Here is a 24787-nt window from a genome sequence, read left to right as displayed (position 1 = left end):
GAAATAGTTGATAAAGTTATTTCTGTTGCTCTCGATTTGATGAATCCTCAACATTTAAAAAATTGGTTCACTAATTGTTGTTACTGTACCTCATAACACCGGGAAGTGCTGTAAATATGCGTGACTTACAACTCTTGTAGAGACGTTCCATGGAACTTCTCTACATTCTTTTCTGGAGATGTCTAATTGGTAGCGATCGCTGTGGTACATTGTCTGATAGCTTACAGGATGTGATTGATCATTTTAAGCGATCGCTTTCTAGTATCAAACATTAATTATTTAAAAGCTTCAATCTGATCTAAATAAACATTAATTAACTAACTGATGATCAGCCACTAAAATTTCAATTTCTGGCCAAACTCTGGACAGGAGTGAGTGAAATTGACGTTTTCGCACATTCCCAAAGCGTAGATGTACTACTTTAGGCGGGAGTAAATCAACCATCATGCGATCAGAAAAATCTGCATCTTTGGTAACAATTACCAGTTTTCTTTCTTTCGCATACTGCCATATTTGGGTATCACTTGGACTGTCACCTAAGATGGAAACATGGACAATGAGTAAAGATGGGGTAAATTGAATTTTCACGGGTAGATTTTCATCGAATAAAAACCCATTCATGCGATTTTTCTCACTTCGTAGTGATTCCCCATCAACTTTGCTGCAAATTGAATACAAGCATAAATATCTTCTCGTTGTAGAGAGGGGTACTCTTCCAGAATTTCCTCAATTGAATCACCAGCGCCTAAAAACTCCATAATTGTTTGTACAGAAATTCGAGTATTAGTAATAATGGGTCGTCCATTGCAAATATCTGGATGAATAGTTATTCTGCTTTCCATTTTGTTTACTTCTTGTCGTTATTAGTTAATTGTAGCATTTGTCTGATAGCGTGGCGCAAGCTATATGAGGATTTCCAGGATTTACAGGATGAGGGATCTATTTGCAGATGAGGTTGCTAATTTGACGGTGATTAATTGGTAGCGATCGCTGTGGTACATTGTCTGATAGCTTACAGGATGTGATTGATCATTTTAAGCGATCGCTGGTTATCTTATTCAAGAATTATTTGCAGGTGACACCAATAAATTATTGCAGCTAAGTAGGTAAACGGAAAAAAACCGACATAAGTAACGAAAAGTAAAGTTACCCAAAACCGTTCGGCTGACGCTCACGGCGAAGCCTCTTCCCAGTTAAGAGTTCCCTTGTCATAACGACAATTTTTAACGCCAGCCTACTTAGATCAACCTTTTATAGATATTGAATTAACGGCTTTTTTAGAGCAAAGTTTAGATATCTTACCAGCATCAGAAGTAGAATTACTGCATTTTCTAGCTGGTCAAAAAGGGTCAGTTTTACTAAGTGAACTGGAAAATAGTTATCAGGTTTATGAGCCAATTGTTAGTAGTATTCAATCCCTAAAAAGGCGTTTCCTTCTTTCTACTCAACAGATAAATGCAGAAGTGAGTTTAGAGATTTCATCTCTGATTAGGAAATTTTACCACAAACTAGATTATAATTAAATCCCTAAACTCCCGACTTTTTCAAGAAGTCAGGGATCTAAATTCTAAATTAGATTTTATCTGGGTCAATATTTAATTCTCGCAACTTTGCTGCTAACCGTTGAGCTTTTTCATCAAACATTGCTGCTCTTTGGGCTTCAATTGCTGCTCTTTGGGCTTCAATTGTTGCTCTTTGGGTTTCAATTGCTGCTCTTTGGGTTTCAAATTCTGCACTTTCTTCCGGTGTAGGAACTAAAGATCCAGTAGATGTAAAATACCTTAATAAACCCTGAACAATTCCTAAATATAAACCTAATTCTTGACTCCATAAATGTCCCTTTTCATTAGGTTCTACAGGTTGATATTTACCATGTATTAAATAAAAACCTGCAAATTCTAAAGTATAGGGATCAAACCAAAAATACTCAGGTGTGCGGAAAATATCTTGATAAAGTTCTTTTTTAGTTTCTCTGTCAGTTTTCGCTGTGGTTGGTGAAAGAATTTCCACAATCAGGTTAGGATATTTACCATTTTCTTCCCATACAACCCAACTTTTTCTAGTTTTTCGTTCTGTTCCTAACACCACGAAAAAATCTGGACCTCTAACATCTTTTGATTTTTTTTGATGGGGACTATAGTAAATACTGAGATTTCCGACAGCATAAAAATCATTTCTCTCTTTCCATAACCATTTGAGAGATTTTATTAAGAGCATTATTTGTTCGAGATGCAGTTCTGTTTCCACGGGAGGTTCATCACTATATAGGTCACTGGGTGGGAAAATTATCTCTTCTGATATATCTTCTAATGTGTTAGATGGGGATTCTGGTGCTTGAGTAATCATCATGGTATGATACCAAGTAGTTATTTGTTGATTATAACATGACTGCGAAAATGTTAAATTATACCTACACAACACAAAAAATTTTAATTATGTTTATGAAAATGTTACGATATCAGTGGTAGTAGAGGAAAACAACGATGAAAAAAGCATTGATGATCAAAATACTCATTTCATCCCTAACTTGCTTAAATATATTTACTCCTCATCAGGTTGCGGCTCAACTGTTACCGCAACCTTGGGTGACGGTGGGAAGTAAAGATAGTGAAGTTACTTATGGTGCGGGTGTTAAAGTTTTAGGTTTTGGTGTTGAAGTAGGAAGGGGTCCTGAAGGTGCTATGGGAGGAGATTTTTTAAAATTCTTGAGTTTACCATTTATTTCACCTTATGTCGGAATTGGTTGGTATTCGGAAGATCAAGGAGTGGCTGTTTCCGGTGGTGTACAAGTAGTCACTAGCGATCATGTTTTTCTGGGTGCTGGTTACAATTCTGTGCGAGGAGTTAATGGTCAAATCGGTGTGAAATTTTAGAGGATGTTTGGGTTTTTTAATTCTTTTTTTCAATCTCCTTGTCGCCCGTTAAGCCTTCTATTTCTTCTTGAGTAAAAATAGGAGGCCATAATTCAGAAACAGCTAATTCCCAACCTGGAAAAAGTTCTGGTAAAGTTAAAATATCGCCATTATGAAAAACTATTGCTTCACCTTGAGAACGATAAACTGTTACAGTTTCTTCATCAGGATCAATTAAAATTCCAATAATTGCACCTAATTTGATCAAGTTGAGAATCTTATTTTTTAATGTTTTAATTCTATCACTTTGAGATTTAATTTCTACTATTAAATCTGGTACAAGTTCGCCAAAATAACGGGGACTTTGACGCAGACGTGCAGCACTGACAAAAGAAACATCGGGAGCGGTGAGGTTGCTATCAGGTAAAATAAAACCTCCCGCAGAATCAAATACTCTTCCTAAACGACGCGGATTTACCCAAGCGAAGAGAAAAGCAATTAAACGACTGCTAATTTCGCTAGATACAATATCTGATGGACCCACAATAGAAATTCTCCCGTTTGTTAACTCAACATCGTAATCTAAACCAGCTTCACTGAAAGCGGTTTGCAGTTTTTCTACATCTTTAATAGTCATGATTGGCATAAAATAATACTCCTAATATACAAAGTTGGGGTAATTCAACCAAACACAATTTGATTTGAGATTTGCTTAAATTGTATCTGGATCAATATTTAACTCTCTCAATTTTGCGGCTAACCTTTGAGATTTTTGATTTGATATTTTCGCTTTTTCTGCTTCCATTGCTGCTCTTGTTGCTTCCATCTCTGCGGTTTCTTCCGGTGTAGGAACTAAAACTCCTGATGATGTAAAATATCTTAATAAACCATCATGAATCCCTAAGTATAAACCCAATTCTTCACTCCATAAATGTCCTTTTTCGTTAGGTTGTAAGGGTTGATATTTGCCACTAATTAAATTAAATCCTGCAAATTCTAATGTATAAGGATCAAACCAGAAATAATCAGGTGTACGGAAAGTATCTTGATAAAGTAGTTTTTTAGTTTCTCTATCAGTTTTAGCTGTAGTTGGTGAAAGAATTTCGACAATGACATGAGGATATTTGCCATTTTCTTCCCACACTACCCAACTTTTTCTAGTTTTTCGTTCTGTTCCTAACACTACGAAAAAATCTGGACCTCTAACATCTTTTGATTTTTTTTGATGAGGACTATAGTAAATACTGAGGTTTCCGACAGCATAAAAATCAGTTCTCTCCTTCCATAACCATTCTAAACATTTGAGGAGGAGAATAATTTGTCGTAAATGCAGTTCTGTTTCCACGGGAGGTTCATCACTATATAAGTCACTGGGTGGGAAAATTATCTCTTCTGATATATCTTCTAATGTGTTAGATGGGGATTCTGGCGCTTGAGTAATCATCATGGTATGATACCAAGTAGTTATTGGTTTATTGTAGCATTAATTGTCTGAAATGGCTAACGCCACGCTTCGCTATCAGGATATCCAGGATTTTAGGATTTACAGGATGTAATTTATGATTATTGTGATGCGATCGCCCCAAAACTCCAGTTAAAATGATCAGAGTGACTATCCACGCATAAAATCAAGGATTTAGTGCGGAGGCTTCTTTGCACACCGCTATCTTCAGGTAAAATCATCTGTTGCTTATGAAACCACAGAATTATTAATCCTCTTAGCCCTCTTCCATAACTGTAGGAAACATGACTTGTAAAAAGCCGTAAATACTACTCCTGTTTTTCTTATTTAGATAAATTTAGTCTATAAAATCAATCCACAAAAAGTTATCCCATATAACTAAATCACCAAACATCACAAATTAACAACCATCTCAAAATCAGATATAATAAGACTTTTACTACTTGCAGTTATCTATAAACAATGTTATTATAGAACATAATAAAATCCATTTAGTCTAAAAATTAAACTCTCTTAATTCCCCAACTAAAAAACCTATATTTAAGGCATCTTTCCAGCAACATTATCAAGTTCGGAGTAATCCCAAGAGTGCATTTGACGGAAAGGAAGACCCATCTTTTGGAAGACATACTTCTCTTTCACACCAGAAGCAACTAAGTCTGGCTTCAATGCTTTGATAAATTCTTCAAATTCGTAAGCGGTAACGTCGTCATAAACGATAGTTCCGTTTTCAATGTAGTGAGTAGTACGTTTATAGTCGTCATTATGAGCGAACTCATAACCAGTACCAATCATCTTCATTCCTAAGTCTTGGAAAGCGGGAACAACGTGACGGGGACGTAAACCACCAACCATCATTGCCACTGTCTTACCTTCCAAACGGGGGCGATATTTAGCAACGATCGCATCCATGGTAGGTTGGTATTTAGCGATTACTTTCTCTGCGTTTTCTTGAATCTTAGCATCAAACTTAGAAGCAATTTCGCGTAAAGAAGCAGCAATCTTGGTAGGACCAAAGAAGTTATATTCTAACCAGGGAATATAAATTTATATTCTGAAAAATATCCATATATAAGATTTTTTATTCTGCTATTTCTAAATCAGCTTATTTATAGATTAAAAATAGATTAAAAAATATTGTTTCTGCATCTAAAAACTAATTATCACCTCAAATTAATTCACAAAATTTGCTTAACCTTGGCTTAAAATTCCCAAATTAATAAAATTGTTTATCTCCAACAGTTTTTCATTTTGATAGATGAATATAGACTTTTCCAATCTAATCAAGTACACACCAATTTATACCCTATTCCCTAGGAGATTGGGAACTGCTATAGTCTATTTCCATACTTCAGCAATTTGATATTTTGCTAAAGTTTGTCTTAACTGTTTGATCTCAGCTTTTAACTGGAGATTTTCTTGTTTTATAGCTTCGATATCATCCTTTTTATCCACAGCTTGTTTAATTACCTTTTTCCGGTTTTCTAAACTAAACCACTTTTGATAAATTTCTGTATGAATTTCTACAGAATGTCCTAAATTATCAGCAGCAGCCTTAATTGGTACTGCCATAATATGCGCTCTAATTGCCCAAGCATGACGCAAATCATAAGGACTAAAGGGAATATCTACACGTCGAAACCATGAAGAACAATTAACTCGAATAGTATTAATTTCTGTATAACTACTTTTTCCAGAAACTTGGCTATTTAAAAGTTCTAAACATTCTAAATTTTTTAAATCAAATAATTCAACCCATTCGGGATATAAGGGTAAAGCTTCCCGATATCCGGTTTTAGTATCAGGGTGTACTTTCCAAGTGTGATCTTTATTTTCAGGATTAAACCACCAACTAATATCAGGATTTACAAATAACTCTCTAGGACGTAAACCATAAGTAGCTAACATTCCATAAACCCATTGCCACATTTTCCAACTTGTTAAACAATCTCTTTTAATTGTCCCTTTTCTCGTCAGTGCATAATTGGCAAATGATTGATAATATCTGACTATATCCTCATCACTAGGAATATCTCTCGGTTGACTTTTTGGTTGTTTATTTTTGATTCCTTCTAAAGTAAAGCTAGTTAAGTTAAGTGTGGATCTTAATATCTTTAAGCTTTTAATCGTACTGTACTTTGCATACTCATTATTTAACTCTTGTAATTTTTGATCTATTGCTGATTGTGTCAAAACTGTATCCAATCCGACTAGCCTTTTTAGATGACTGATATAATAAGAAAAAGTGTGTTTACTTTTTTCTGTGAGTTTGTGAGTTTTAAAATATTGAGTTTCAAATTCTGCCAATATTTCACCAATAGTTTTAACTGGATCTTCAAATTGATCAGCGGTTTGTCCTAAGTATTTATCATTCCATGTAAACTGTTGACGAGCAATTAATTTACCTAACTCATGAGCTTCCTCTTCTGCTGTTTTTAAACCATCTAAATTAGCAGGAATATTTAAAGAAAGTTTATATTGTTTTCTCCCAGTTTTTCTGACATCAATTTCACCAGGTTTTAAAGGTAAGGAAGCCTGTAATTGAATAGTACCTCCACTAACAACTAGTCCGACCTTGATCTTAGCTGCTTTTAATCGAGATTTGACATCTACTAAACCTTGTTGAAATTTCTCTTCCAGATGTTGCCGAGTAGCTTTCATTTGTGTCTGCGTTCCTAAATAGCTGCCATCGGTAGATGCTGGTGGTGTAAAATCGGTAAAAATTTCCTGTAACCCTTTTTCTCTCATTATCTTAAATTTGGATTAAAATTTAGTCCATTTAGAACAATGAGCAAATTAAACAAAGTTATATATAGACTAAATTCTGGTAGATTTAAGACACATTATCATAGTTTAGACAGGGAATACCATAAGCCTCTTCCATGTGACGGCTGATATAGTTCATAGAACGATAGCAGTGGATGAGGTTCATCTTCACGTTTGGTGTCATCAACATTTCGTTGATTGTACCGTCACCAGACCATTGTGCAACAACACGCAAACCGATTTCTTCTAATAAAATCCGGCTGGCCCAAGCGTCACCACCGATGTTATAGTCACCAATGATGGCTACGTCATAGGGAGTACCTTCAAACTTGAGTGTACCGTCTTTCTTGCCTTGATCTGCTCTGGGGAATACCCAGTCACGAATCATGTCGTTAGCAATGTGGTGTCCTAATGATTGAGACACACCACGGAAACCTTCGCAACGTACGGGAATAACTGGCTTACCGATGGTTTTAGATGTCTTCTTAGCTACTGCTTCGATGTCATCACCAATCAAACCGATAGGACATTCAGATTGAATAGAAACCCCGCGATTTAAGGGGAATAATACATCTAATTCTTCAATTAATTTAGTGAGTTTCTTGTCACCACCAAATACGATGTCCCGTTCTTGGAAGTCGGAGGTGAAGTGCATAGTACCGAAGGTATCAACACCTGTTGTACCTAAGTAGTAGTTACGACGACCAGACCAAGACCAATAACCGCAACCTACAGGACCGTGGCTGATGTGGATCATGTCCTTGATAGGACCCCAAACCACACCTTTAGAACCTGCGTAAGCACAACCACGGGCGGTCATTACACCGGGTAAGGATTTGATGTTAGATTTAACACCACAATCGGTTTTACCTTCTTCGTGAACGTTTAAGTGCTTCTCGCGCTTTTTAGCAGCTTTTTCGGGGTAAGCTTTGAGAACTTCTTTAATTAGTTCTTTTCTTTCTTCAACAATCTTCTTGTTGTCTGGAACTGTCATGTCTGGCCTCTTCTGGCTTTTAAAGATATTAATTGGGTAGGGATGGGGAAATTAATCCCCAAGGGCAGAAAGGAAGGTAAAAAGGAGGTAATGTAGAGTTTTCCTTTTTCCTATTCCTTAATTACTAAATACTACTTGGTAGCAGCAGCGGGTTTACCGATGATTTCAGCGTGCTTGGTGTCATCATCAAGAATACCAAATTCAACCAACAATGCTTCCAACTCATCCATTTCGATAGGTGTGGGGATGGTGAGTTTTTGGTTGTTGATGATTTTCTTCGCTAATGCGCGGTATTCATTACCTTGAGTGCTATCAGGTGCATATTCGTTAACGGTCATACGACGCAATTCTGCGTGTTGAACGATGTTGTCGCGGGGTACGAAGTGAATCATTTGGGTGTTCAAACGTTCAGCTAAGGTTTCGATTAATTCGATTTCGCGGTCAACCTTACGGCTGTTACAAATCAAACCACCTAAACGTACACCACCGGAGTGAGCATATTTCAAAATACCACGAGCGATGTTGTTTGCAGCGTACATCGCCATCATTTCACCTGAGGTAACGATGTAGATTTCTTGTGCTTTACCTTCACGGGTAGGATGATTGATATAATCTAAATTCGCGTAAAGTGTTTATTTTCTACAATGTTTACTGCGATCATTGTCAGAAATGGACAGTTTTTTTATCAGGGTAAATCTAGGGTATGAACAGATCACAGGAAGCATTTACCGATTTTCAACCAACAGCTATGACCGACGGGGGATATTTAGGTAGAATGCAAGCAGTAAATGACCAAGAAATTTACATCAAAACTAAGTTACGGACGGAATTAAAAGCGGTAAATACTAGACTAAAAGCTGCTAAGGTTTGTGTTTATATCCGAAAATCTGGTAATTGCTTACAGTTGAGAAGTACCCTACCTATTAAACCAGGGGATATTGATAAAAACGGTAGCGGTACAAAACAATATGATATTTCTTTGGGTATTCCCTTTAATTTTGATGGTTTAAATACCGCAGAAGAGGAGGCTTATGAACTAGGAAAGTTGATAGCTAGAAAACAATTTCAATGGACGGATAAATATTTAGGAAAAACCAGGATTAAAGCCAATTTACAAAATATTAGTGACCTAATTATAAATTTTGAAAAAAACTATTTTCAAACTAGAAAACGTACTCTAAAAAGTGAAAATACTTTTAATAGTTATCTATATATTGCCCAAAAGCATTTACCTAAAGATAAACTAGCAATCAATGCTAATTTTATTGAAGCTGTTAAATTTTGCCCATCATCTGATAGTGTCAAAAACGAGTTAATTAAAGTGATTCGGGTGTTATGTAAATGTTCTGGTTTAGAAGTTCCAGTATTAAATAATTTTAAAATCCAATCTACTGCTAAAAGAAAGCGGGATATCCCAACAGATTTAGAGGTTGAGAAGGAATATTTAAGGTTTGAAAACTATGCTTCGAACCGTCCTACTAAGTTAATAAATAGGGAAGATCGGAATAATTGGAAATTATGGAGATGGGTATATGGAATGTTAGCAACTTATGGATTAAGACCATTAGAAATTTTTGTTAACCCGGATTTAGATTGGTGGTTATCATCTGATAATACCATGAATACATGGCGGGTAAATGAAGAATGTAAAACAGGTGATAGGGAAGCATTACCATTATATCCCCGTTGGATTGAGAGTTTTAATTTAAAGACTGATCGGGAAGCAATTGAGTTATTAAAAACAAAAATTGCAGATAAAATTACCAGTAAACAAATTAATGCTGTGCGACATGGTACAGATAGATGGTTTAGATTTGTAGAGATTCCTTTTCAACCCTATGATTTACGTCACGCTTGGGCAATTCGAGCGCATTTGATGGGGATTCCTATTAAAGCTGCGGCTGATAATTTGGGTCATTCGGTGAATATGCACACTTCAATTTATCAGAAGTGGTTTAGTTTAGAAAATCGCAATGTGGCTATTGAGGAAGCTATTAAAAAGAAGTCAAAGGTGGAAGAGTTACAAGAGATGGTTATTGACCTTGAAAGGGAAAATGATCGGTTAAGAATTGAGAATGAACGATTGAAGTTACAAATGGGACACAGTTTGATGAAAATTGAGTTACAGCAGATTTCATCTTCATGAGGTAGGCTTTTTGCGGGCAAGATGCCCGCACCACAAGAGTTTTATTATTAATATCTGTACTTCATAATGTCGGAAACTGCTGTAAGATAACAGTTAGCCTCACGCAGAGATGCAGAGGCGCACTGACTACATATTTTTGATCTTCATCTGACCACTGAATTAATATACTGTAATGATAATTCATTTAGTTACTCTTCTTCTAGTTCAGGAATATGTTCATTTTCATAGTTTTCAATTAAAACTCCGATGACTTCCATGAGGGATGCAAGAGGATGGTTTTCATCTTCACCAACTTGATCTATCAGAGAATCTAGTATATCAACTAAGTGTTCATATTCCTGCTCTGTGTGAGGAACAAAGACGTTTTCCGCAATGGATGACCAAGCATTAATGGTTTGTTCAAGGTTTAAAGTTTGCATTATTCTTTCCACTTTCCTTCATCATATTCTGAATGTGTTAGCACAGCACGGATATAGATTTTTTGGCGGTTATAATGAATTGCTGCAATTAGTCTAACTTTGTTACCACCAATATTAAAAGGTGAGACTTTTTAAACCTAAATTTATTTCCCCATGTTCCAGTTTATCAGCAATTACACGCAAAGCTAATGCTTGTACATTAAATATTGCTTGTTGTTGAGTTAAACCATAAGATAAAACACCGGGAATTTCTAAAATTTCTGCTATCCAATGTCCATCTTCTTCTTGTTCTACTTCAATAGTGAAGTGATTAGGAATTGAGTTTTTCATTTTTAACCTTGTTGTATATGATTTAATTTTTCTTGATATTTTTAAGTTTTATTTTTTAAGTTTTATAAATATCACCTCTAAAGCCTATTTCATAAATTTGTAGTTCATCTTGTTCTATATCCACTGTAAAAATAATCCTAATTTTACCTACCCGCATTCTTAAAAAACCTTGCCATTCTCCTTCTAATGTTTTTATATCAAGTTCTCCAGATGGTACTAAACCAGATTCTTCAACTGAATTTAACAATTGCAATATCTTATTACGTACTTTTTCTGTATCTTTATCTCAAAGTTTCTTGAGAAATTTCAGCGCATTTTTACTGAAGTTTAGTTCCATTTCGCACCCAATCTGTCATATTGATAAAATCATCTTGATCATAATCTGAAGGTGATCCAAATTGTTCTTGAATTTCCTGCATTTCTTTGTCACTAACACGAGGTATCAAAGCCAAACAAAGAGCAAGTCTTTCTTTCTTTAATACTTCTAGCATTGTTTCTCTTACAGTTTCTTGAATAAGAGTTTTAAGTTCTTGGATTTCCATGTCTATTCCCTATCTATTGAGTCAGATTGTTAATTCACCAATATTTTAACACTCATATCTATACTAAGTTACTTCTTTTTAACAAAGTTATTCTGTTCTTTCGCTTTAAGTTATTAAATTTCCATAGTATTCTCCTTGAGAATATAAGTATTATATTGTTTCTATGAGTCAAAGTTAATGTTAAATAAGGCATTACACTGGAAATACCACTACGCGAACGCTAATACTTTCAAACCACAACATCGAAAATGCGTTTATTTATAAACATCTCCTCTTGCACCAATTGTGAAAATTTCAACTTCACCAGATTGGGTATTAGCTGTGAAAACTATTCTAATTTTACCAATACGTAATCTATAAAATCCTTCCCACTCTCCTTTCATTTTTTTAATATCAAGTTCTGTAAAGGGAATAATTGCTTGTTCTTCAACAAAAGCTAGAAGTTGAGATATTTTTTCCTGAATTTTCTCAGCATCTTCAAGATTTGCCTTTTCTAAAAATTTAATAGCATTCTTACGGAATTTTATGGCCATGTTTTACCCACTCTGTCATATCAATTAATTCTTCATCTTCATAATCTGATGGTGAACCAAACATTTCATCTAGTTCTTCTTGTTCTTCGTCACTTACATAGGGTATAAGGATTTGACAGAGTAACATTCTTTCTTCTCGCAAAACTTCGCGGATACTTTCTTTAATTATTGCTTTCAGTTCTTGGATTTCCATGAGCATTATCCTTGAGAATATAAGTATTATACCGTTTTTATCGCATTTCGACAACCCACAACATCAAAAAAATAATATCTTCATACAACAATAGATCCCTGACTCATTCAAGAAGTCGGGGATCTTGGTACTTATCAATCTTTTGGTAATCCCAAATCTGGTAAATTATTAACGATTTCTACCGTCTCTAAACTCACAGTAATTATCTGTTTAATTAACCTGACAATATATTGTTCATCATCAAGACGATTAGGATCATTTGTAATTTCACTGCGCTTATCTGTGGTAACTTGATATTGATCTATTATCCAATCTAAGGCCGAACGGTTGCCTAAACGATATAAAAATACTGCTGATGGTATACCTGTTAAGGTGAGAAAGTCGTTATATTTGATTTGGGTTTTATCTTTAGATAGGCGCATTTTTTCTACACGCCAATCAATGGGTAAGTCTTTATTTTCTAGGTGTTTCAGGTGATATTCTGGTTGTTTTTCATAGTTAATATGAATTTCTGCTAGTCGTTTTCCGGCTATGACAAAAGGATGAAATTGGGGCGCAAAGGGAATGCGGGGAAGTTCTCTTTTCAGGTTGGCTGCGTAGCGTTCCCGGTAGTGGGGATGATGTAGCACTGCATAGATATAATAGAAGATATCCCATTTAGTGATTGTAGTATCTTGGTAATGGTTTTGATATTGTTTTAATGCCCAATCTGTGATATTTTCTTGGCGGTTTGTTCCATTTTTATCGTAGGTGTAGAAGGGGAAACATTGTGTACTACAGCCAGAACTGCTTAAATGTAAATCACCAATATAATTGGTAATGATGACCAAAAATGGCTTTTCTGAACTTGATCCTGTCAAGCAAATTATAAGATTATTTTTTTGTGTTTGGGTTGTCGGAAAAAAATTCTGTTGAAGAGTGGGAGCATCAATTAATAAAGTATCAAAATATAGAAACTTTCTAGTAAAAGGTCTCCACTGGGAGTATCGAATTTTATCTTCATCAAATTCTGCATAATTATCACGTCGAAATTTATCTAATAAGAGAGATGACCATTTTATCTTTTTTTCATCGTTAGTAACAAATTGAAGAATATCCTTTGGTCTATTTCCTCTTTTCCAGCGTTCAAGTTCAGTATTATAAGTATCACAAAAAAGCATTATTTTTGTTTTAATATCTTCTAAACTATCAGCATATACCCAATTATCTCTATTAGTTGATACACCGAGAGAATATTTATAAAAAATTACATTTTCTATATTCATTAAACTTGATTTAATTGCCTTTGCATCCTGAGAACCAATCGCTATAAATTCATCAAAATCATGTTTAATCCCTTCGGATAACCACGAATTTTTTCTATCTGGATTAATTTCGATCCATTCAATATTTTGAATACTTAATTTGGTATTTAAAAAATTATATTTTTCCTCTTTTCTCCAGAATTCATCAACACTTGCATAGTAAATATTAAATTTGCCTTGATTTTTGTGTTTTATTAGGATATTGATAGAAACACCAACCTGTATTCCAAAAACATTATGAGTTGTTCCAGAAAGTTTAGGATTTTTACGTACATTCCCACCTAAATCCAAACAATAAATTGTGTTAAACTCTTTTTCCAAATGCTTTCTTATACCATTAAAGGTATTTTCTTTAATAAAAGAATTGTTTGAAACAAAACAAATTATTCCTTCATCGCTTATTCTATCAGATGCCCAACGAAATGCTTTTATGTAAGGATCAAATAATAGTTTTCTTGTAGTTCTTGCTAATGATTGACAATCAGCTATATAAGTTTCTTTGATTCTCTCATCTAATGCTGAATGTTGTCTATTCTTATTCAAATCCATTTCATTTTGTTGATTAGCATTATATGGTGGATTACCAATAATCACAAAAATTCCTTCTTGTTTCTGTTTTTCAAGTCTTGCTGTATTTTCAGGAACAAAAAGCGATAACTGACGACTTTCAGCTAATTCAAAAGTATCTACATAACAAATACCCTCAAAAGATTTATATTCTCCAGCTTGCTCAAAATACTCATGCTCTATATTCATAGAAGCAATATAATAAGGTAATAACATTACTTCATTACAATGTAATTCATGTTCATATTTATAAGGTAAAGCTGATTTTTGAATTTGCGCTATTTCTCGCATTATTCTAATAATAAAATTACCTGTTCCCACAAAAGGATCAAGAATATGGACACCTTTATCAATTAAGGATTTACCAAACTCTTTTTGTAAAATATTCTCAACACTTTTGACCATAAAATTAACAATCGGTTGAGGAGTATAAACAATTCCGTGGGTATCGGCAACTTTTACGGAAAAACCTTGAAAAAAGCGCTCATAAATTTTATTGAGAAAATCCTGTTTTTGGTAAAAATCATCAATGGTTGCTGCGGTTTCTTCAATTGCACCATAAAACCGATCTAAACTACTTAAAAAATGACTGCGACTAAAGGATTTAGAAGTTAAAGCATTAATTACTTTTTCAATTTCCACAGCGATGATATTGCGTTGAGCAAAATCAGGATTATTAAACACATTTCTAAAAATGCGCTCAGTTAATAAATGTTGAATTAACATTTCCTCAACCGCTGCTTCTGCAATATTAGGATTAATTGATTGACGACAAAGTTTGAAAAATTCGGCAAAAGCATCAATAAATTTTTTATTTTTCTGGCTTTGTTCTTTAATTAATCTTAATAATGCAGTTGCGTGTTCTTCTACTCGCAGTCCAAACTCATCAGCGGCTTTTTCCCATTGTTCAATTGCGGGAGGACGATATTCAAAAATTTGTCTTAATACATCTACTAAGTTTTGGGGTTTGGTAATATCTTCATCCATTACCAATTTACCATCTTGGTAAAGAATTGCCCTTTCTGGTTGTTGAAAAATAATATTATCTTTGGGATAATCAATAGCTAGTTTTTTCTGGACTTCTTTTTTTAAATTATCTTTACTGTCTTTAGCTTCCCAATAAGCACGAGCTAAGTTATAACTATCAACTAAAGCCCCATCAACTCTTTTTCGTTTTTTAATCGCATATTCTTGTACTAGAGTCCATTTAAACTGTTGACAGCAAGACTCAAGCAACTTTTGAAAAGCCACTTTTACCGCAGTTTCATGGACAACTCCCAGTTTTTTGAAATTTTCTAATTCTTCGTAATATTGCTTGACAGGTTTATGGGTTGGTTTGAGGTTAAGACTGGACATATAATTAAAACTAGTTTGTGGTTATATTACCACATTTTACTTTTGCTACGGTAAGTTAGATAGGAGTGAAAATTATCCTAGGGACAATTTATGAATTGTCCCTACAAGGGTTTGGTGGTTATGCAGATTTAATTACCACCAGATGTCTATTGTTCATGAGCTAAACGCTGTCTCGATTTTAAGGTTTCTCTTAATAAGTACCTAACCCAGCTATCTAAATCTGCCCCAAATTTATACTCATCAAGCAAAGCTGCTTCTAAAAAACCCAGAAATATTTGAACTAAATCAGAATTAGTCAGTTCTAGATAGCGATTAAAGAAATTTGATTCTTCAGGCCAGTGAGGTAAGGTTTTATCTCCTAAGCCCATATCTTTCGCTAATTCAATTAGATCATGGTAATCTGTGTACCAGATATTCTCAGATCCCATATCAGGAAATATCCTGGCGTTATTACCAAGGTATACTATTACTTTCATAAGACTATCAGTAACTCGCTGTTGTTCTGGAGCAGAGTAATGTTCTTCGATAGCTGCTCTCAAACTCTGTCCCAATTGATAAGCTCTTTGAAAAGTTATCTGTTTATCCCTTTCCAATTGGTCTTTTGAAGGCTTTTCACCCTGAAAATATTCGCTTTGAGGCCAGCTGTCATGATTTATTCGCGCTGCATCGAATTCAGGATTATGAATACCAAAAATGAGCGTCTGTAGTAGGTTGAAAAGTGACATAGCAGAATACCCTCAGATCTAGACCTTGATTTAACAAATAGTATAGACTAAAACTACCTATATAATTAAGTTTATAATTAAGTTTTTACTAACAAATTTGCAAAAATACTTACTTATAGCATCATATACCATGATACTGTGTAATGTAAATTTCTGGTTAAATTTCTGGTTGGAGTGCGATTAGATTATATCTACTCAAATGCCTGTTACAGCAAGTAGCTTTGAGTGAGGTACACTTTGTGCGGGCATCTTGCCCGCACCACAAGAGTTTTATTATTAATATCTGTACTTTGTGAATATCGGAAACTGCTGTAATATTTTGGTAGCTATTAGCTATAAAATTTAGAATGGTTTTAATAGATAGTATAGATAACAGAAAAGGAGTTCATAGGAAATTATGATAGTGTATTTACATTCAACTTTTAGAACTCTCTTGAAAAATCAGTAACCCATTTATCAAAAATCATGTATACCCCTTGACAATAGGGACAAAATAGGGTAAACAAAAGCAGAAAAACAAAACAAAAACCCCATTTACCAAAAATTTCCCAGGGCAAAAATAGGGCATAAAAAAACAAAAAACCTCAAACAATTGCACCAACAAAAACCCTGGAAAAAACAGCTTATTCTTCACGGATAGGCATAGCAAAACCACCACATACAACGTCACCTAATACGTCGTAAGATACGAAGTCTAAATCTTGGTAAGCACCGTTTTCTTCTAGGAAGTTAATAGCGGTGATAATACCACGACCAGCGCAACCTACACCGGGTTCTGGACCACCAGATTCTACGCACTTAACACCACGGAAACCGGTTAACATGACTTCGTGGAGTTCCAAATCTTCAACAGCGCCTCTTTCAGCAGCCAAGTGTAATACGGTGGTTTGAGCTTTGGAGTGAAGCATCAAACGAGTAGAGTTATATTAACAATATGGGCAGTATGAGGAATAATCATGAAAGCAGGTTATGTGAGGGTTTCCACCCGTGAACAGGATGAAGGCAATGCTTTGGAGCAACAAACAGCACGAGTAGAAAAGGCAGGGGCTATTGTCATCTTCTCAGATGTTGAGTCCGGGCGCAGCGACAAGAGAAAAGAATTTAATCAAATGATTGCTCAGTGCAAACAAGGGAAGATTACTGAAGTCATCTGCACTAGAATTGACCGACTAGGACGCAGCGTGGTGGGGATTCACAAAGCGATCGCTATCTTTGAGGAGTATCACGTCAAACTCACGGTTTTGGATGCCCCTGTTGACCCCTCCTCCCCCTTTGGGTGGTTTTCTGTGAATCAGATGGCTGGTTTGGCTGAATTTGAATCTAGGCTACTGGCTAATCGCATCAAAAATGGCATGAGCTTTTTTAGAGAGCAGAAAAAAGCTTCTCCCCGTCCACCTTTTGGGTATTGTCGCGTGGATGAAAAGTATGCTCCTGATTTATCTGAGATGAATGGAATTAGTAAATGGGCGATCGCACACAAGACCATTGAATATTTTCTCGGTGATGGGTCTACATTGAGGAGTACGGCGCAATATTTACTGCAAACTTATCATCTCAAGTGGACTGCTGCCGGACTGCGTTACTGGCTTTTAAACCCTGTACTAAGAGGGTGTACCGCCTATAATATCAAAGGCAATTTAAACCAACCTGAGAACTGGGATATTCATGAAGATACTCACCCACCTTTGATTACTGAGGATATATACAAACGCATAGTTAGAAAACTTGACGAGAATAAATCTAAATACAGCTACGGTAGGGATAAAAAAGAAACAGAGATTTTCCCACTAGCGGGGCAGATTATTTGCGCTGACTGCTGTTACAAATGCTTTTGCAAGAAACGAAATTCGACATATAGAGTCCGCTGCAAAAAACATGAAAACATGGGCAATGATTTTTGTAGCAACAAAATTAGTACCTATCTACCAGATATTATTTTGGCAGTGGATCAAGCCTTAGTAGAACGGCACAGGGAAATTAAGGAATATGCAATTACAAATTCAAATGTAGAAACACAGGATAGCCCTGAATTGATGGCTAGACAAGAACAACTAAAGGCACTGAGACTTTTACCTAAAAACCCAATAATTCAAGAGGCGATTGACCAAACAATTTTAGAGATAAATAAAATCAAACAAAAAGAAACCGTAGTCAACAAAATCAACAGCGAACTATTTGATATTCTTTCGTTTTGTTGTAGCAATATTAATTTTTGGGATGAAACACCCTGGGCGGATAAATCTTTAATATATAAAGAATTAATTGATTACGTAAAAGTTGCCAATGGTGAAATCAAAGAAGTCAAACTGCGGGTTTAAGCAGCCCTTGAAGTTCTACTTCAAATTCTTCCTCTGATAATAACATTAATCTCTTTCTGGTATCAGGATCTAAATACCGAATCCTATACCATTTTTTAGAGACACGAATCAATACTTGAGTCGCTGTTTCCTGCATATCATAATAAGTGAACTCTTGTAAATAGCCTAGCTATTTTTTGATATTTTTGTCTGTTGATGATGAACAAATTTATTTTATTATTCAGACACAAAATTAAATATCAAATCAAGTTTTGTGTTTCTCAAGAATCAAGAATCTTATATCGTTTTGTATGACTTATTTATCAGTATTCTCTAATCGGTTAGTATCTGTCAGTGAAGCATCAAGAATCACTATATTAAAACGGGTAGAGTCAGCTTTAGGGTCGCAACCTACGATCATGATGCGTTGACCCATTTCAGCCATAGCTGCGAGGGTGTTTTGAGAAGTGGTAGATTTACCGATACCGCCCTTGCCGTAGAAAGCTATCTGTCTAATATTTGCGTCAGTAGTCATTGTTCGTGTTTTCCTAGAATTGGTTGATTTCGTGTTTTTCGTCTGTCGGTTCTCACGGCCAAGTTCTACGGCGGTGAGCGTGTGTAGAACGTCGCTACGGGGGCGATCGCTCTACAAAACATCTAGTGGTGTTCATAGTATTTATTGGGTTGTAGGGATTTTTGTTTGTGAGTGGTCAGTTGTTTTTTGCTAATGACTCATGACCACTGAGCAATGACTAATTTCTAAACTGCTTCGACAATAATTTCTTTGCTGATGCGATCGCGTAATCTCGCTTCAATGGCAATCTTTAAGGTAGCGGTACTGCTAGAACATGAACCGCAAGCACCTTGAAGAATTACCTTAACTTTATCACCTTCGACATCATAAAGTTCTACATCTCCCCCGTCGGCGATTAACACGGGTCGGACTTCTTCATCTAATACTTTTTGAATCAGGGCAATTTTTTGGACTGTAGTTAATGGTTTTTGTTGCTCTGCAATAAACTTTGAATTAGGAATTTCTGTTTTAGTTTTCGCGCCGTAGATGTTGAGATTTTGTTGGGCGAACTCCTGCTGAACTTCCTTGATTATATCATCAATCTTCGTTAAACAAGAACCGCATCCGCCACCAGCTTTTACATAATTTGTTACTTGTTCGGCACTGAAGAGATTGTTTTGGGCGACTGCTTTTTTAATCTTAGCATCAGTTATTCCGAAACAACTACAGATGAGGACACCTTCTTCATCGTCATGTGCCTCTAAAGGAATACCACGATAATTATAAATGGCAGCTTCTAAAGCCTCTTGACCCATAACAGAACAGTGCATTTTTGCTTCAGGTAGACCACCTAAATAATCAGCGATTTCCTTATTTGTTACTCCCAAAGCTTCATCTAAAGTTAAACCTTTAATCATTTCAGTTAAAGCACTAGAAGAAGCGATCGCACTAGTACAACCAAAAGTTTGAAAACGTGCATCCAGAATTTTATCTGTTGCTTCTTCAACCTTCAAATGTAATCTTAAAGCATCACCACAAGCAATACTTCCCACTTCACCAGTTGCCACCTTGACACCAGCTTCACCGGTTTCTTCAATTGCACCTTGATTTTTAGGATCGTAAAATAACTCTAATACTTTATCAGTGTAGTCCCACATAGCTAATTTTAGATTTTAGATTTTGGATTTTAGATTTTGGATTGGTAATTGGTAATTGGTAATAGAGGAATCCCATTACCTATAACCCATTACCCATTACCTATTTACTAAAGTTTGTCCTTGTTGTTGTAACCAATCGGCATTATCATTTTTGAAGGGAGATAAAGCCCGTAGACGGTCAACAATTTCCGGCATGACTGCAATTACTTGATTAATTTCTGCTTCCGTAGTATAACGAGAAAGACTAAAGCGAATTGAGCCATGTAAAGTAGTGTAGGGTAAACCCATAGCTCGTAAAACATGAGAAGGTTCAAGAGAACCAGAAGTACAAGCAGAACCAGAAGAAGCGCAAATACCGTACTTATTTAAAGAGAGCAAAATTGCTTCACCTTCAATATATTTGAAACCGATATTTGTCGTATTTGGTAATCTATTTTTAATATCACCATTTACTTGACAATCAGGAATTTTAGCCAGAAGAGATTGTTCTAAATAATCGCGTAACTTTCTTTCTTTCTGAGTTGCTTCTGCTAAATGTGATAATTCCAATTCCGCAGCTTTCCCTAAGGCAATAATTCCGGGAACATTCTCTGTACCTGCTCTACGTCCTCGTTCTTGATGTCCACCAACTAAGAAAGGACGGAAACGAACCCCACGTTTAACATACAAAGCACCAATACCTTTAGGAGCATGAATTTTGTGACCAGATATAGTTAACATATCTATGGTACTGGTCTTCATATTTAAGGGTATTTTACCTACCGCTTGCACTGCATCAACGTGGAAGATAGCTCCATATTCTTTAACTCTAACACCAATTTCTTCAATGGGAAAAATTGTGCCAGTTTCATTATTGGCATACATTACTGTTACTAAAGCAGTGTTACCAGTTAAAGAAGCTTCTAACTCATTCAAGTCTATTTGTCCTTGAGAATTGACTGACAAATAGGTAACTTGATAACCTTTAGATTCTAATTGTTTACAGACATTTAAAACTGCGGGATGTTCTACTTGAGAAGTGATGATATGACGTTTTTCTGGTTGAGCTAATAACGCCGCATGAATAGCAGCATTATCACCTTCAGTTCCGCAACTGGTAAAAACAATTTCTGATTCTTCGGCTCCGAGTAAAGCAGCAATTTGTTCTCTGGCTGTTTTTACAGCTTTTCCCAATTGTCCACCAAAAGTGTGCATACTGGAAGGATTAGCATAATAATCCGTCAAATAAGGCATCATAGCCTCAACAACTTGAGGATCTATTTTGGTGGTGGCATTATTATCAAGATAAATGCAATTATTTTGCATGGTTTCCATATAAAGATTATGAGTAATTAGCTAGAATTATTAACTGGTAATTGGTAATAGGTAATGGGGGAAAATATTACCTATTACCTATCACCCATGAAATCACCTATATAATTACTTGGCCTTGATGCTTTTGCAACTGTTGGGAAAACTTCTGAGAATAAGAGCTATACCAACGCTCCCAGTAGTCTTGTTTATTTGTTAATTTTGCTAAAACACGGTGGTAATAAGCAAACCAACTTTCCCAATAATCACTGGATTGTTGAACACAACCATCAGCAGTCGGACAAGTGGCCTTACATTGAGGTACGGTGTGAATACTACCAGCGCAATTTGTGCAAAGTTGAGAATCAATCCAATAATTACCATCAACTTCTTGAATTGCACCAGTAGGACAAACAGGTAAACACAACTTGCAAGAAATACAGTGGCTAGTAATTTTGTAAGCCATGATTATTTACCTCTGAGATTTTAGATTTTAGATTTTAGATTTTAGATTAGAGTTAATTCAATAAAATCCAAAATCCAAAATCCAAAATTGAATTACCCATTAACCTGAACATATTGCTCGTAAAATTCTAAAGCAACCTTTTCAATTACGTCGTAGGCTTCAACAGCTGTTATTCCTGCTGCTTCTAATTGTTCTTTAGGACAGTTGCCTATTTTCGATACCAAGACTGCTTTACAATCTGCGATCGCTTTCATTATATTATCTGCGGTAGCTGCTTCGCTGTAACCACCTTGACAATATTGATCAATCTTGCGGTGACTAACAAAACGAACTTCATTACCATCAACTTCATAAATTTGAAATTCTTTGGCGTGTCCGAAGTGTTGGTTAACTAATCCACCGCCTTTTGTGGCTACTGCAACTAAGATTTTAGGATTATTAGCAGATTTTTTGCCAGTCAATACTTTATCTTTTGCGGCCTTAATTTCTTCTCTAAATTTCTCAATACCTTCGTGAACTTCTTGGCGGGTTTCAAAGTTATATTCTGGAGTCATTTCCATGAACTTATCTTTGGTAAATTCCTGGCTCCGATCTTCTCCTAATAATCCTACCGCATCTGCTCGACACTGACGACAGTGGCGCATCATTTTCATGTTACCAGAACAATTATCTTGGACTTCTTTCAGTTCTTTTCCTGTTGGTCCACGTTGACCGGTTAAACCGAAATGTGTACCATGTTCTGGTGCAGAAATTAGCGGCATAATGTTATGTAAAAACGCGCCTCTCTCCCGAATTGCTTGATTAACTTCTACCAAATGTTGGTCATTAATTCCCGGAATCATTACAGAATTAACTTTACATAAGATATCAGCTTCTTTGAGGGCTTGTAGTCCTTCTAATTGTTTTTCTAGAAGAATTTTTGCTCCTTCCACACCTCTGTAACGCTTGCGTTTATAGTGAACCCAAGAATAGATTTGCGCGCCTATTTCGGGGTCAATGGTATTAAGGGTAATGGTAACGTGATCTATATTTAATTGTTTAATGCGATCAATATATTCTGTGAGCATCAAACCGTTAGTAGATAAGCACAATTTAATATCTGGCGCTTTGTCTGCAATTAGTTCAAAAGTCCGAAAAGTTTTTTCTGGATTAGCCAAAGGATCACCAGGTCCAGCTACTCCCAATACGGTCATTTGCGGAATTTTACCCGCAATTACTAACACTTTATGGGCGGCTTCTTCTGGTGTGAGCAGTTCACTCACTACCCCCGGACGACTTTCGTTAGCACAGTCATACTTGCGGTTACAATAGTTACATTGAATGTTGCAAGCAGGGGCAACGGCAACGTGCATCCGTGCATAGTGATGATGAGCTTCTTCGCTATAACAGGGGTGTTTAGCAATGCGTTCTCTAAGTTTTTCGTCCATTTCTGGAGTTGTGCTGCTGTCGCAACCGCAATTACCAGATTTAGCGGGGATGATAATAGAATCCTGATCTCGCAGGCCGTCGGAGGTGAGAATGTTGGTAGCAGGTAGTGTCATTGAATTTCGCTGTTTGCGGTGGACTTGAGAGCCACTGTGGGAGATGCTGTTACTACTGCCAATGTCAATATAATCTTAGACATGGTGCTAATCTCATCCCTCCACACACTTTTGACTATTAACTTGATTTTGTTAAGGAGCGTTAAGTGATTGGCGATAAATGATTTATAGCAGCCTTTTTTTTTGTCCCCCTTGGTTGACCAAGGATAGAACTTATTAGATTTATTATGTTTGTACTCAAATCCTTAAATCCTTGTATTGCAACGATACAAAAATTAAAAAAGATTTTTTTGGGTTGGGGTGCAGGTATTTATAGTCAGGGGTACGAGTATTTATAGTTAGGGGTTCAGGATTTCTTTGTACTCATCTCTAACTCAATGTCTGTAAGGATTTCAGCCGGATTTTTATTGGTTTTTTTGAGATTCAACTGTACTCAACTTTCCTACAACATCCGGTTTTTACCCCACCAAACACCCTCCCCTGGGGTCAAGGGGAGGGGAATAAATTCTGTTTTCCGTTTCAAACCCTTGAAAGCATTGGGGGATTAGGAGTTAGAGTGCCTGACAAGCCTGAGATTTGCCGTATGTATACAGCCTATCATTTTTTTCTCTAAAAATGCAATTTATATTTTTTTAATTTTTCGATGATTTGTGATGTAAATTGTAGTTACATCTCTTGCTGGATCAGGGATTTGGACTTAATAAAGTATCCATCTTAATGCAGATTATTTGCAAAAGATTTAATTTTTTGATCATGATTAAGTAGGTTGGCGTTAAAAATTGTCGTTATGACAAGGCTAGAGGCAATAGGCTCTAGGTCACTTTTAATCTCTATTTTACGGATGGAAACTCGCTCTGGTTAAGGTTGTGTCTACTAAGTCATTCTAAGACCGCGATGAAGCAGGAAATAAACACTAGGATTATCGCTGTCCAGATGTGTTGAAACTTTGGTAATTTTGGGTAAGTTTTATAGAACGGGGTAATTAAACTTTACACCACTTTATTTGCTTTTTTTCATTAACTACTTGTCAGTAAATCAAAAACAATGTAGGATAAAGACGAACACGGTCAGTGTGATTAGTAATCAAATATTGATTCACTCAAATAAATCTAGTAGGCAGATTTTATGGCAATCCCAACTGATGACAATGATATTCTAGTCGGAACTGATGGAAATGATAACATTAATGGCCTTGATGGTAGTGATGAACTCTACGGTGGAGATGGTAATGATACCCTCAATGGTGGAGACGGAGATGATTATCTCTATGGACAGCGTGGTAATGATATCCTCACAGGCAACGAAGGTAATGATACCCTCTATGGTGGAGAAG

25 protein-coding genes and 5 pseudogenes are annotated in these 24787 nt (G+C 35.9%); 5 read left to right on the top strand and 25 right to left on the bottom strand.

What is annotated here, in order from left to right; all coding sequences use genetic code 11:
- The first annotated feature begins 149 nt into the window (after positions 1-149).
- Complete coding sequence (locus tag H6F39_RS21020; protein ID WP_255501589.1) at positions 150-275, top strand: hypothetical protein; 126 nt, start codon at positions 150-152, stop codon at positions 273-275.
- 34 nt (positions 276-309) lie between these two features.
- Here H6F39_RS21020 and H6F39_RS17235 read toward each other — a convergent pair whose 3' ends face one another.
- The 3 genes from H6F39_RS17235 to H6F39_RS17225 all read right to left on the bottom strand — a co-directional run bounded on the left by H6F39_RS17235 (position 310) and on the right by H6F39_RS17225 (position 2349).
- On the bottom strand, positions 310-621 hold the full coding sequence (locus H6F39_RS17235; protein ID WP_199290967.1) for a DUF5615 family PIN-like protein: 312 nt from the start codon (positions 619-621) through the stop codon (positions 310-312).
- Complete coding sequence (locus H6F39_RS17230) at positions 618-842, bottom strand: DUF433 domain-containing protein (protein ID WP_039201637.1); 225 nt, start codon at positions 840-842, stop codon at positions 618-620. The genes H6F39_RS17235 and H6F39_RS17230 overlap by 4 nt, the downstream gene beginning before the upstream one ends.
- Positions 843-1572: 730 nt before the next feature.
- Positions 1573-2349 carry a Uma2 family endonuclease gene (locus H6F39_RS17225; RefSeq protein ID WP_190397113.1) on the bottom strand — a complete coding sequence of 259 codons (777 nt, stop codon included), beginning with the start codon at positions 2347-2349 and terminating at the stop codon, positions 1573-1575.
- A 134-nt stretch (positions 2350-2483) separates the two neighbouring features.
- Between H6F39_RS17225 and H6F39_RS17220 the strand changes: the two genes are divergently transcribed.
- On the top strand, positions 2484-2873 hold the full coding sequence (locus H6F39_RS17220; protein WP_137908500.1) for a hypothetical protein: 390 nt from the start codon (positions 2484-2486) through the stop codon (positions 2871-2873).
- 16 nt (positions 2874-2889) lie between these two features.
- Here the strand turns inward: H6F39_RS17220 and H6F39_RS17215 are convergent, their stop codons facing one another.
- From H6F39_RS17215 to nifH (H6F39_RS17190), 6 genes and pseudogenes are all read right to left on the bottom strand, one after another.
- Complete coding sequence (locus H6F39_RS17215; RefSeq protein ID WP_190397112.1) at positions 2890-3498, bottom strand: Uma2 family endonuclease; 609 nt, start codon at positions 3496-3498, stop codon at positions 2890-2892.
- Positions 3499-3564: 66 nt separating this feature from the next.
- Positions 3565-4299 (bottom strand): Uma2 family endonuclease, encoded by a 735-nt coding sequence (locus H6F39_RS17210; protein WP_190397111.1) that lies wholly within the window; start codon positions 4297-4299, stop codon positions 3565-3567.
- A 555-nt stretch (positions 4300-4854) separates the two neighbouring features.
- Positions 4855-5355 (bottom strand): annotated as a pseudogene (locus H6F39_RS17205) (nitrogenase component 1); the annotation flags it as partial.
- A 297-nt stretch (positions 5356-5652) separates the two neighbouring features.
- Positions 5653-7062, bottom strand: coding sequence for a site-specific integrase (locus H6F39_RS17200; protein WP_190397110.1), 1410 nt, complete (start codon positions 7060-7062; stop codon positions 5653-5655).
- 97 nt (positions 7063-7159) lie between these two features.
- Positions 7160-8074: pseudogene (locus H6F39_RS17195) on the bottom strand (nitrogenase component 1); the annotation flags it as partial.
- A 131-nt stretch (positions 8075-8205) separates the two neighbouring features.
- Positions 8206-8700 (bottom strand): annotated as a pseudogene (nifH, locus tag H6F39_RS17190) (nitrogenase reductase); the annotation flags it as partial.
- Positions 8701-8777: 77 nt separating this feature from the next.
- Here nifH (H6F39_RS17190) and H6F39_RS17185 point away from each other — a divergent pair.
- Positions 8778-10220 carry a site-specific integrase gene (locus H6F39_RS17185; RefSeq protein WP_190397109.1) on the top strand — a complete coding sequence of 481 codons (1443 nt, stop codon included), beginning with the start codon at positions 8778-8780 and terminating at the stop codon, positions 10218-10220.
- Positions 10221-10408: 188 nt separating this feature from the next.
- Here H6F39_RS17185 and H6F39_RS17180 read toward each other — a convergent pair whose 3' ends face one another.
- The 10 genes and pseudogenes from H6F39_RS17180 to nifH (H6F39_RS17135) all read right to left on the bottom strand — a co-directional run.
- Complete coding sequence (locus H6F39_RS17180) at positions 10409-10639, bottom strand: hypothetical protein (RefSeq protein WP_137908495.1); 231 nt, start codon at positions 10637-10639, stop codon at positions 10409-10411.
- Positions 10639-10719, bottom strand: a complete 81-nt coding sequence (locus H6F39_RS21225; protein ID WP_370539406.1) for a type II toxin-antitoxin system HigB family toxin — start codon at positions 10717-10719, stop codon at positions 10639-10641. The genes H6F39_RS17180 and H6F39_RS21225 overlap by 1 nt, the downstream gene beginning before the upstream one ends.
- A 34-nt stretch (positions 10720-10753) precedes the next feature.
- Positions 10754-10969 carry a type II toxin-antitoxin system HicB family antitoxin gene (locus tag H6F39_RS17170; protein ID WP_137908494.1) on the bottom strand — a complete coding sequence of 72 codons (216 nt, stop codon included), beginning with the start codon at positions 10967-10969 and terminating at the stop codon, positions 10754-10756.
- A gap of 55 nt (positions 10970-11024) precedes the next feature.
- The gene (locus tag H6F39_RS17165) at positions 11025-11216 is read right to left on the bottom strand and encodes a type II toxin-antitoxin system RelE/ParE family toxin (RefSeq protein WP_242026023.1); all 192 of its coding nucleotides are present in this window, start codon (positions 11214-11216) and stop codon (positions 11025-11027) included.
- 70 nt (positions 11217-11286) lie between these two features.
- The gene (locus H6F39_RS17160) at positions 11287-11511 is read right to left on the bottom strand and encodes a hypothetical protein (protein WP_137908493.1); all 225 of its coding nucleotides are present in this window, start codon (positions 11509-11511) and stop codon (positions 11287-11289) included.
- Positions 11512-11765: 254 nt separating this feature from the next.
- On the bottom strand, positions 11766-12044 hold the full coding sequence (locus H6F39_RS17155) for a type II toxin-antitoxin system RelE/ParE family toxin (RefSeq protein ID WP_168358387.1): 279 nt from the start codon (positions 12042-12044) through the stop codon (positions 11766-11768).
- Positions 12025-12237 (bottom strand): hypothetical protein, encoded by a 213-nt coding sequence (locus H6F39_RS17150; RefSeq protein WP_168358388.1) that lies wholly within the window; start codon positions 12235-12237, stop codon positions 12025-12027. Before H6F39_RS17150 ends, H6F39_RS17155 begins: the two co-directional genes overlap by 20 nt.
- 134 nt (positions 12238-12371) lie before the next feature.
- Complete coding sequence (locus H6F39_RS17145) at positions 12372-15464, bottom strand: type ISP restriction/modification enzyme (RefSeq protein WP_190397108.1); 3093 nt, start codon at positions 15462-15464, stop codon at positions 12372-12374.
- Positions 15465-15610: 146 nt separating this feature from the next.
- The gene (locus H6F39_RS17140) at positions 15611-16189 is read right to left on the bottom strand and encodes a hypothetical protein (RefSeq protein ID WP_137908489.1); all 579 of its coding nucleotides are present in this window, start codon (positions 16187-16189) and stop codon (positions 15611-15613) included.
- A 629-nt stretch (positions 16190-16818) separates the two neighbouring features.
- Positions 16819-17112, bottom strand: a pseudogene (nifH, locus tag H6F39_RS17135) (nitrogenase reductase); the annotation flags it as partial.
- Positions 17113-17145: 33 nt separating this feature from the next.
- Between nifH (H6F39_RS17135) and xisF the strand changes: the two are divergent.
- Positions 17146-18507, top strand: a complete 1362-nt coding sequence (xisF, locus tag H6F39_RS17130; RefSeq protein ID WP_199290966.1) for a fdxN element excision recombinase XisF — start codon at positions 17146-17148, stop codon at positions 18505-18507.
- On the opposite strand, the gene H6F39_RS17125 is transcribed toward xisF, so the two are convergent.
- The 6 genes and pseudogenes from H6F39_RS17125 to nifB all read right to left on the bottom strand — a co-directional run bounded on the left by H6F39_RS17125 (position 18491) and on the right by nifB (position 23454).
- Positions 18491-18643: a hypothetical protein gene (locus tag H6F39_RS17125; protein ID WP_162501196.1), complete on the bottom strand. Its 153-nt coding sequence runs from the start codon at positions 18641-18643 to the stop codon at positions 18491-18493. The two genes, xisF and H6F39_RS17125, sit on opposite strands and share 17 nt — an antisense overlap.
- Before the next feature lie 225 nt (positions 18644-18868).
- Positions 18869-19021, bottom strand: a pseudogene (locus H6F39_RS17120) (AAA family ATPase); the annotation flags it as partial.
- A 224-nt stretch (positions 19022-19245) separates the two neighbouring features.
- Positions 19246-20157 (bottom strand): Fe-S cluster assembly protein NifU, encoded by a 912-nt coding sequence (gene nifU / locus H6F39_RS17115; protein ID WP_137908487.1) that lies wholly within the window; start codon positions 20155-20157, stop codon positions 19246-19248.
- A 96-nt stretch (positions 20158-20253) separates the two neighbouring features.
- Positions 20254-21462 carry a cysteine desulfurase NifS gene (nifS, locus tag H6F39_RS17110; protein WP_190397107.1) on the bottom strand — a complete coding sequence of 403 codons (1209 nt, stop codon included), beginning with the start codon at positions 21460-21462 and terminating at the stop codon, positions 20254-20256.
- A 106-nt stretch (positions 21463-21568) separates the two neighbouring features.
- A complete protein-coding gene (locus H6F39_RS17105; protein ID WP_137908485.1) occupies positions 21569-21913 on the bottom strand; it encodes a DUF362 domain-containing protein in 345 nt (114 codons plus the stop codon).
- Between the two features lie 92 nt (positions 21914-22005).
- Entirely contained in the window at positions 22006-23454 is a 1449-nt protein-coding gene (gene nifB / locus H6F39_RS17100) for a nitrogenase cofactor biosynthesis protein NifB (protein ID WP_242028664.1), read from the bottom strand.
- A 1125-nt stretch (positions 23455-24579) separates the two neighbouring features.
- Here nifB and H6F39_RS17095 point away from each other — a divergent pair.
- On the top strand, positions 24580-24787 hold a 208-nt coding region (locus H6F39_RS17095; RefSeq protein ID WP_304506182.1), incomplete at its 3' end, for a calcium-binding protein.

Source organism: Dolichospermum sp. FACHB-1250 (assembly GCF_014696335.1).
GTDB lineage: Bacteria > Cyanobacteriota > Cyanobacteriia > Cyanobacteriales > Nostocaceae > Dolichospermum > Dolichospermum planctonicum.
The sequence above is the reverse complement of the archived record's forward strand: the minus strand, read 5'-3'. Positions and strand labels throughout refer to the sequence as shown.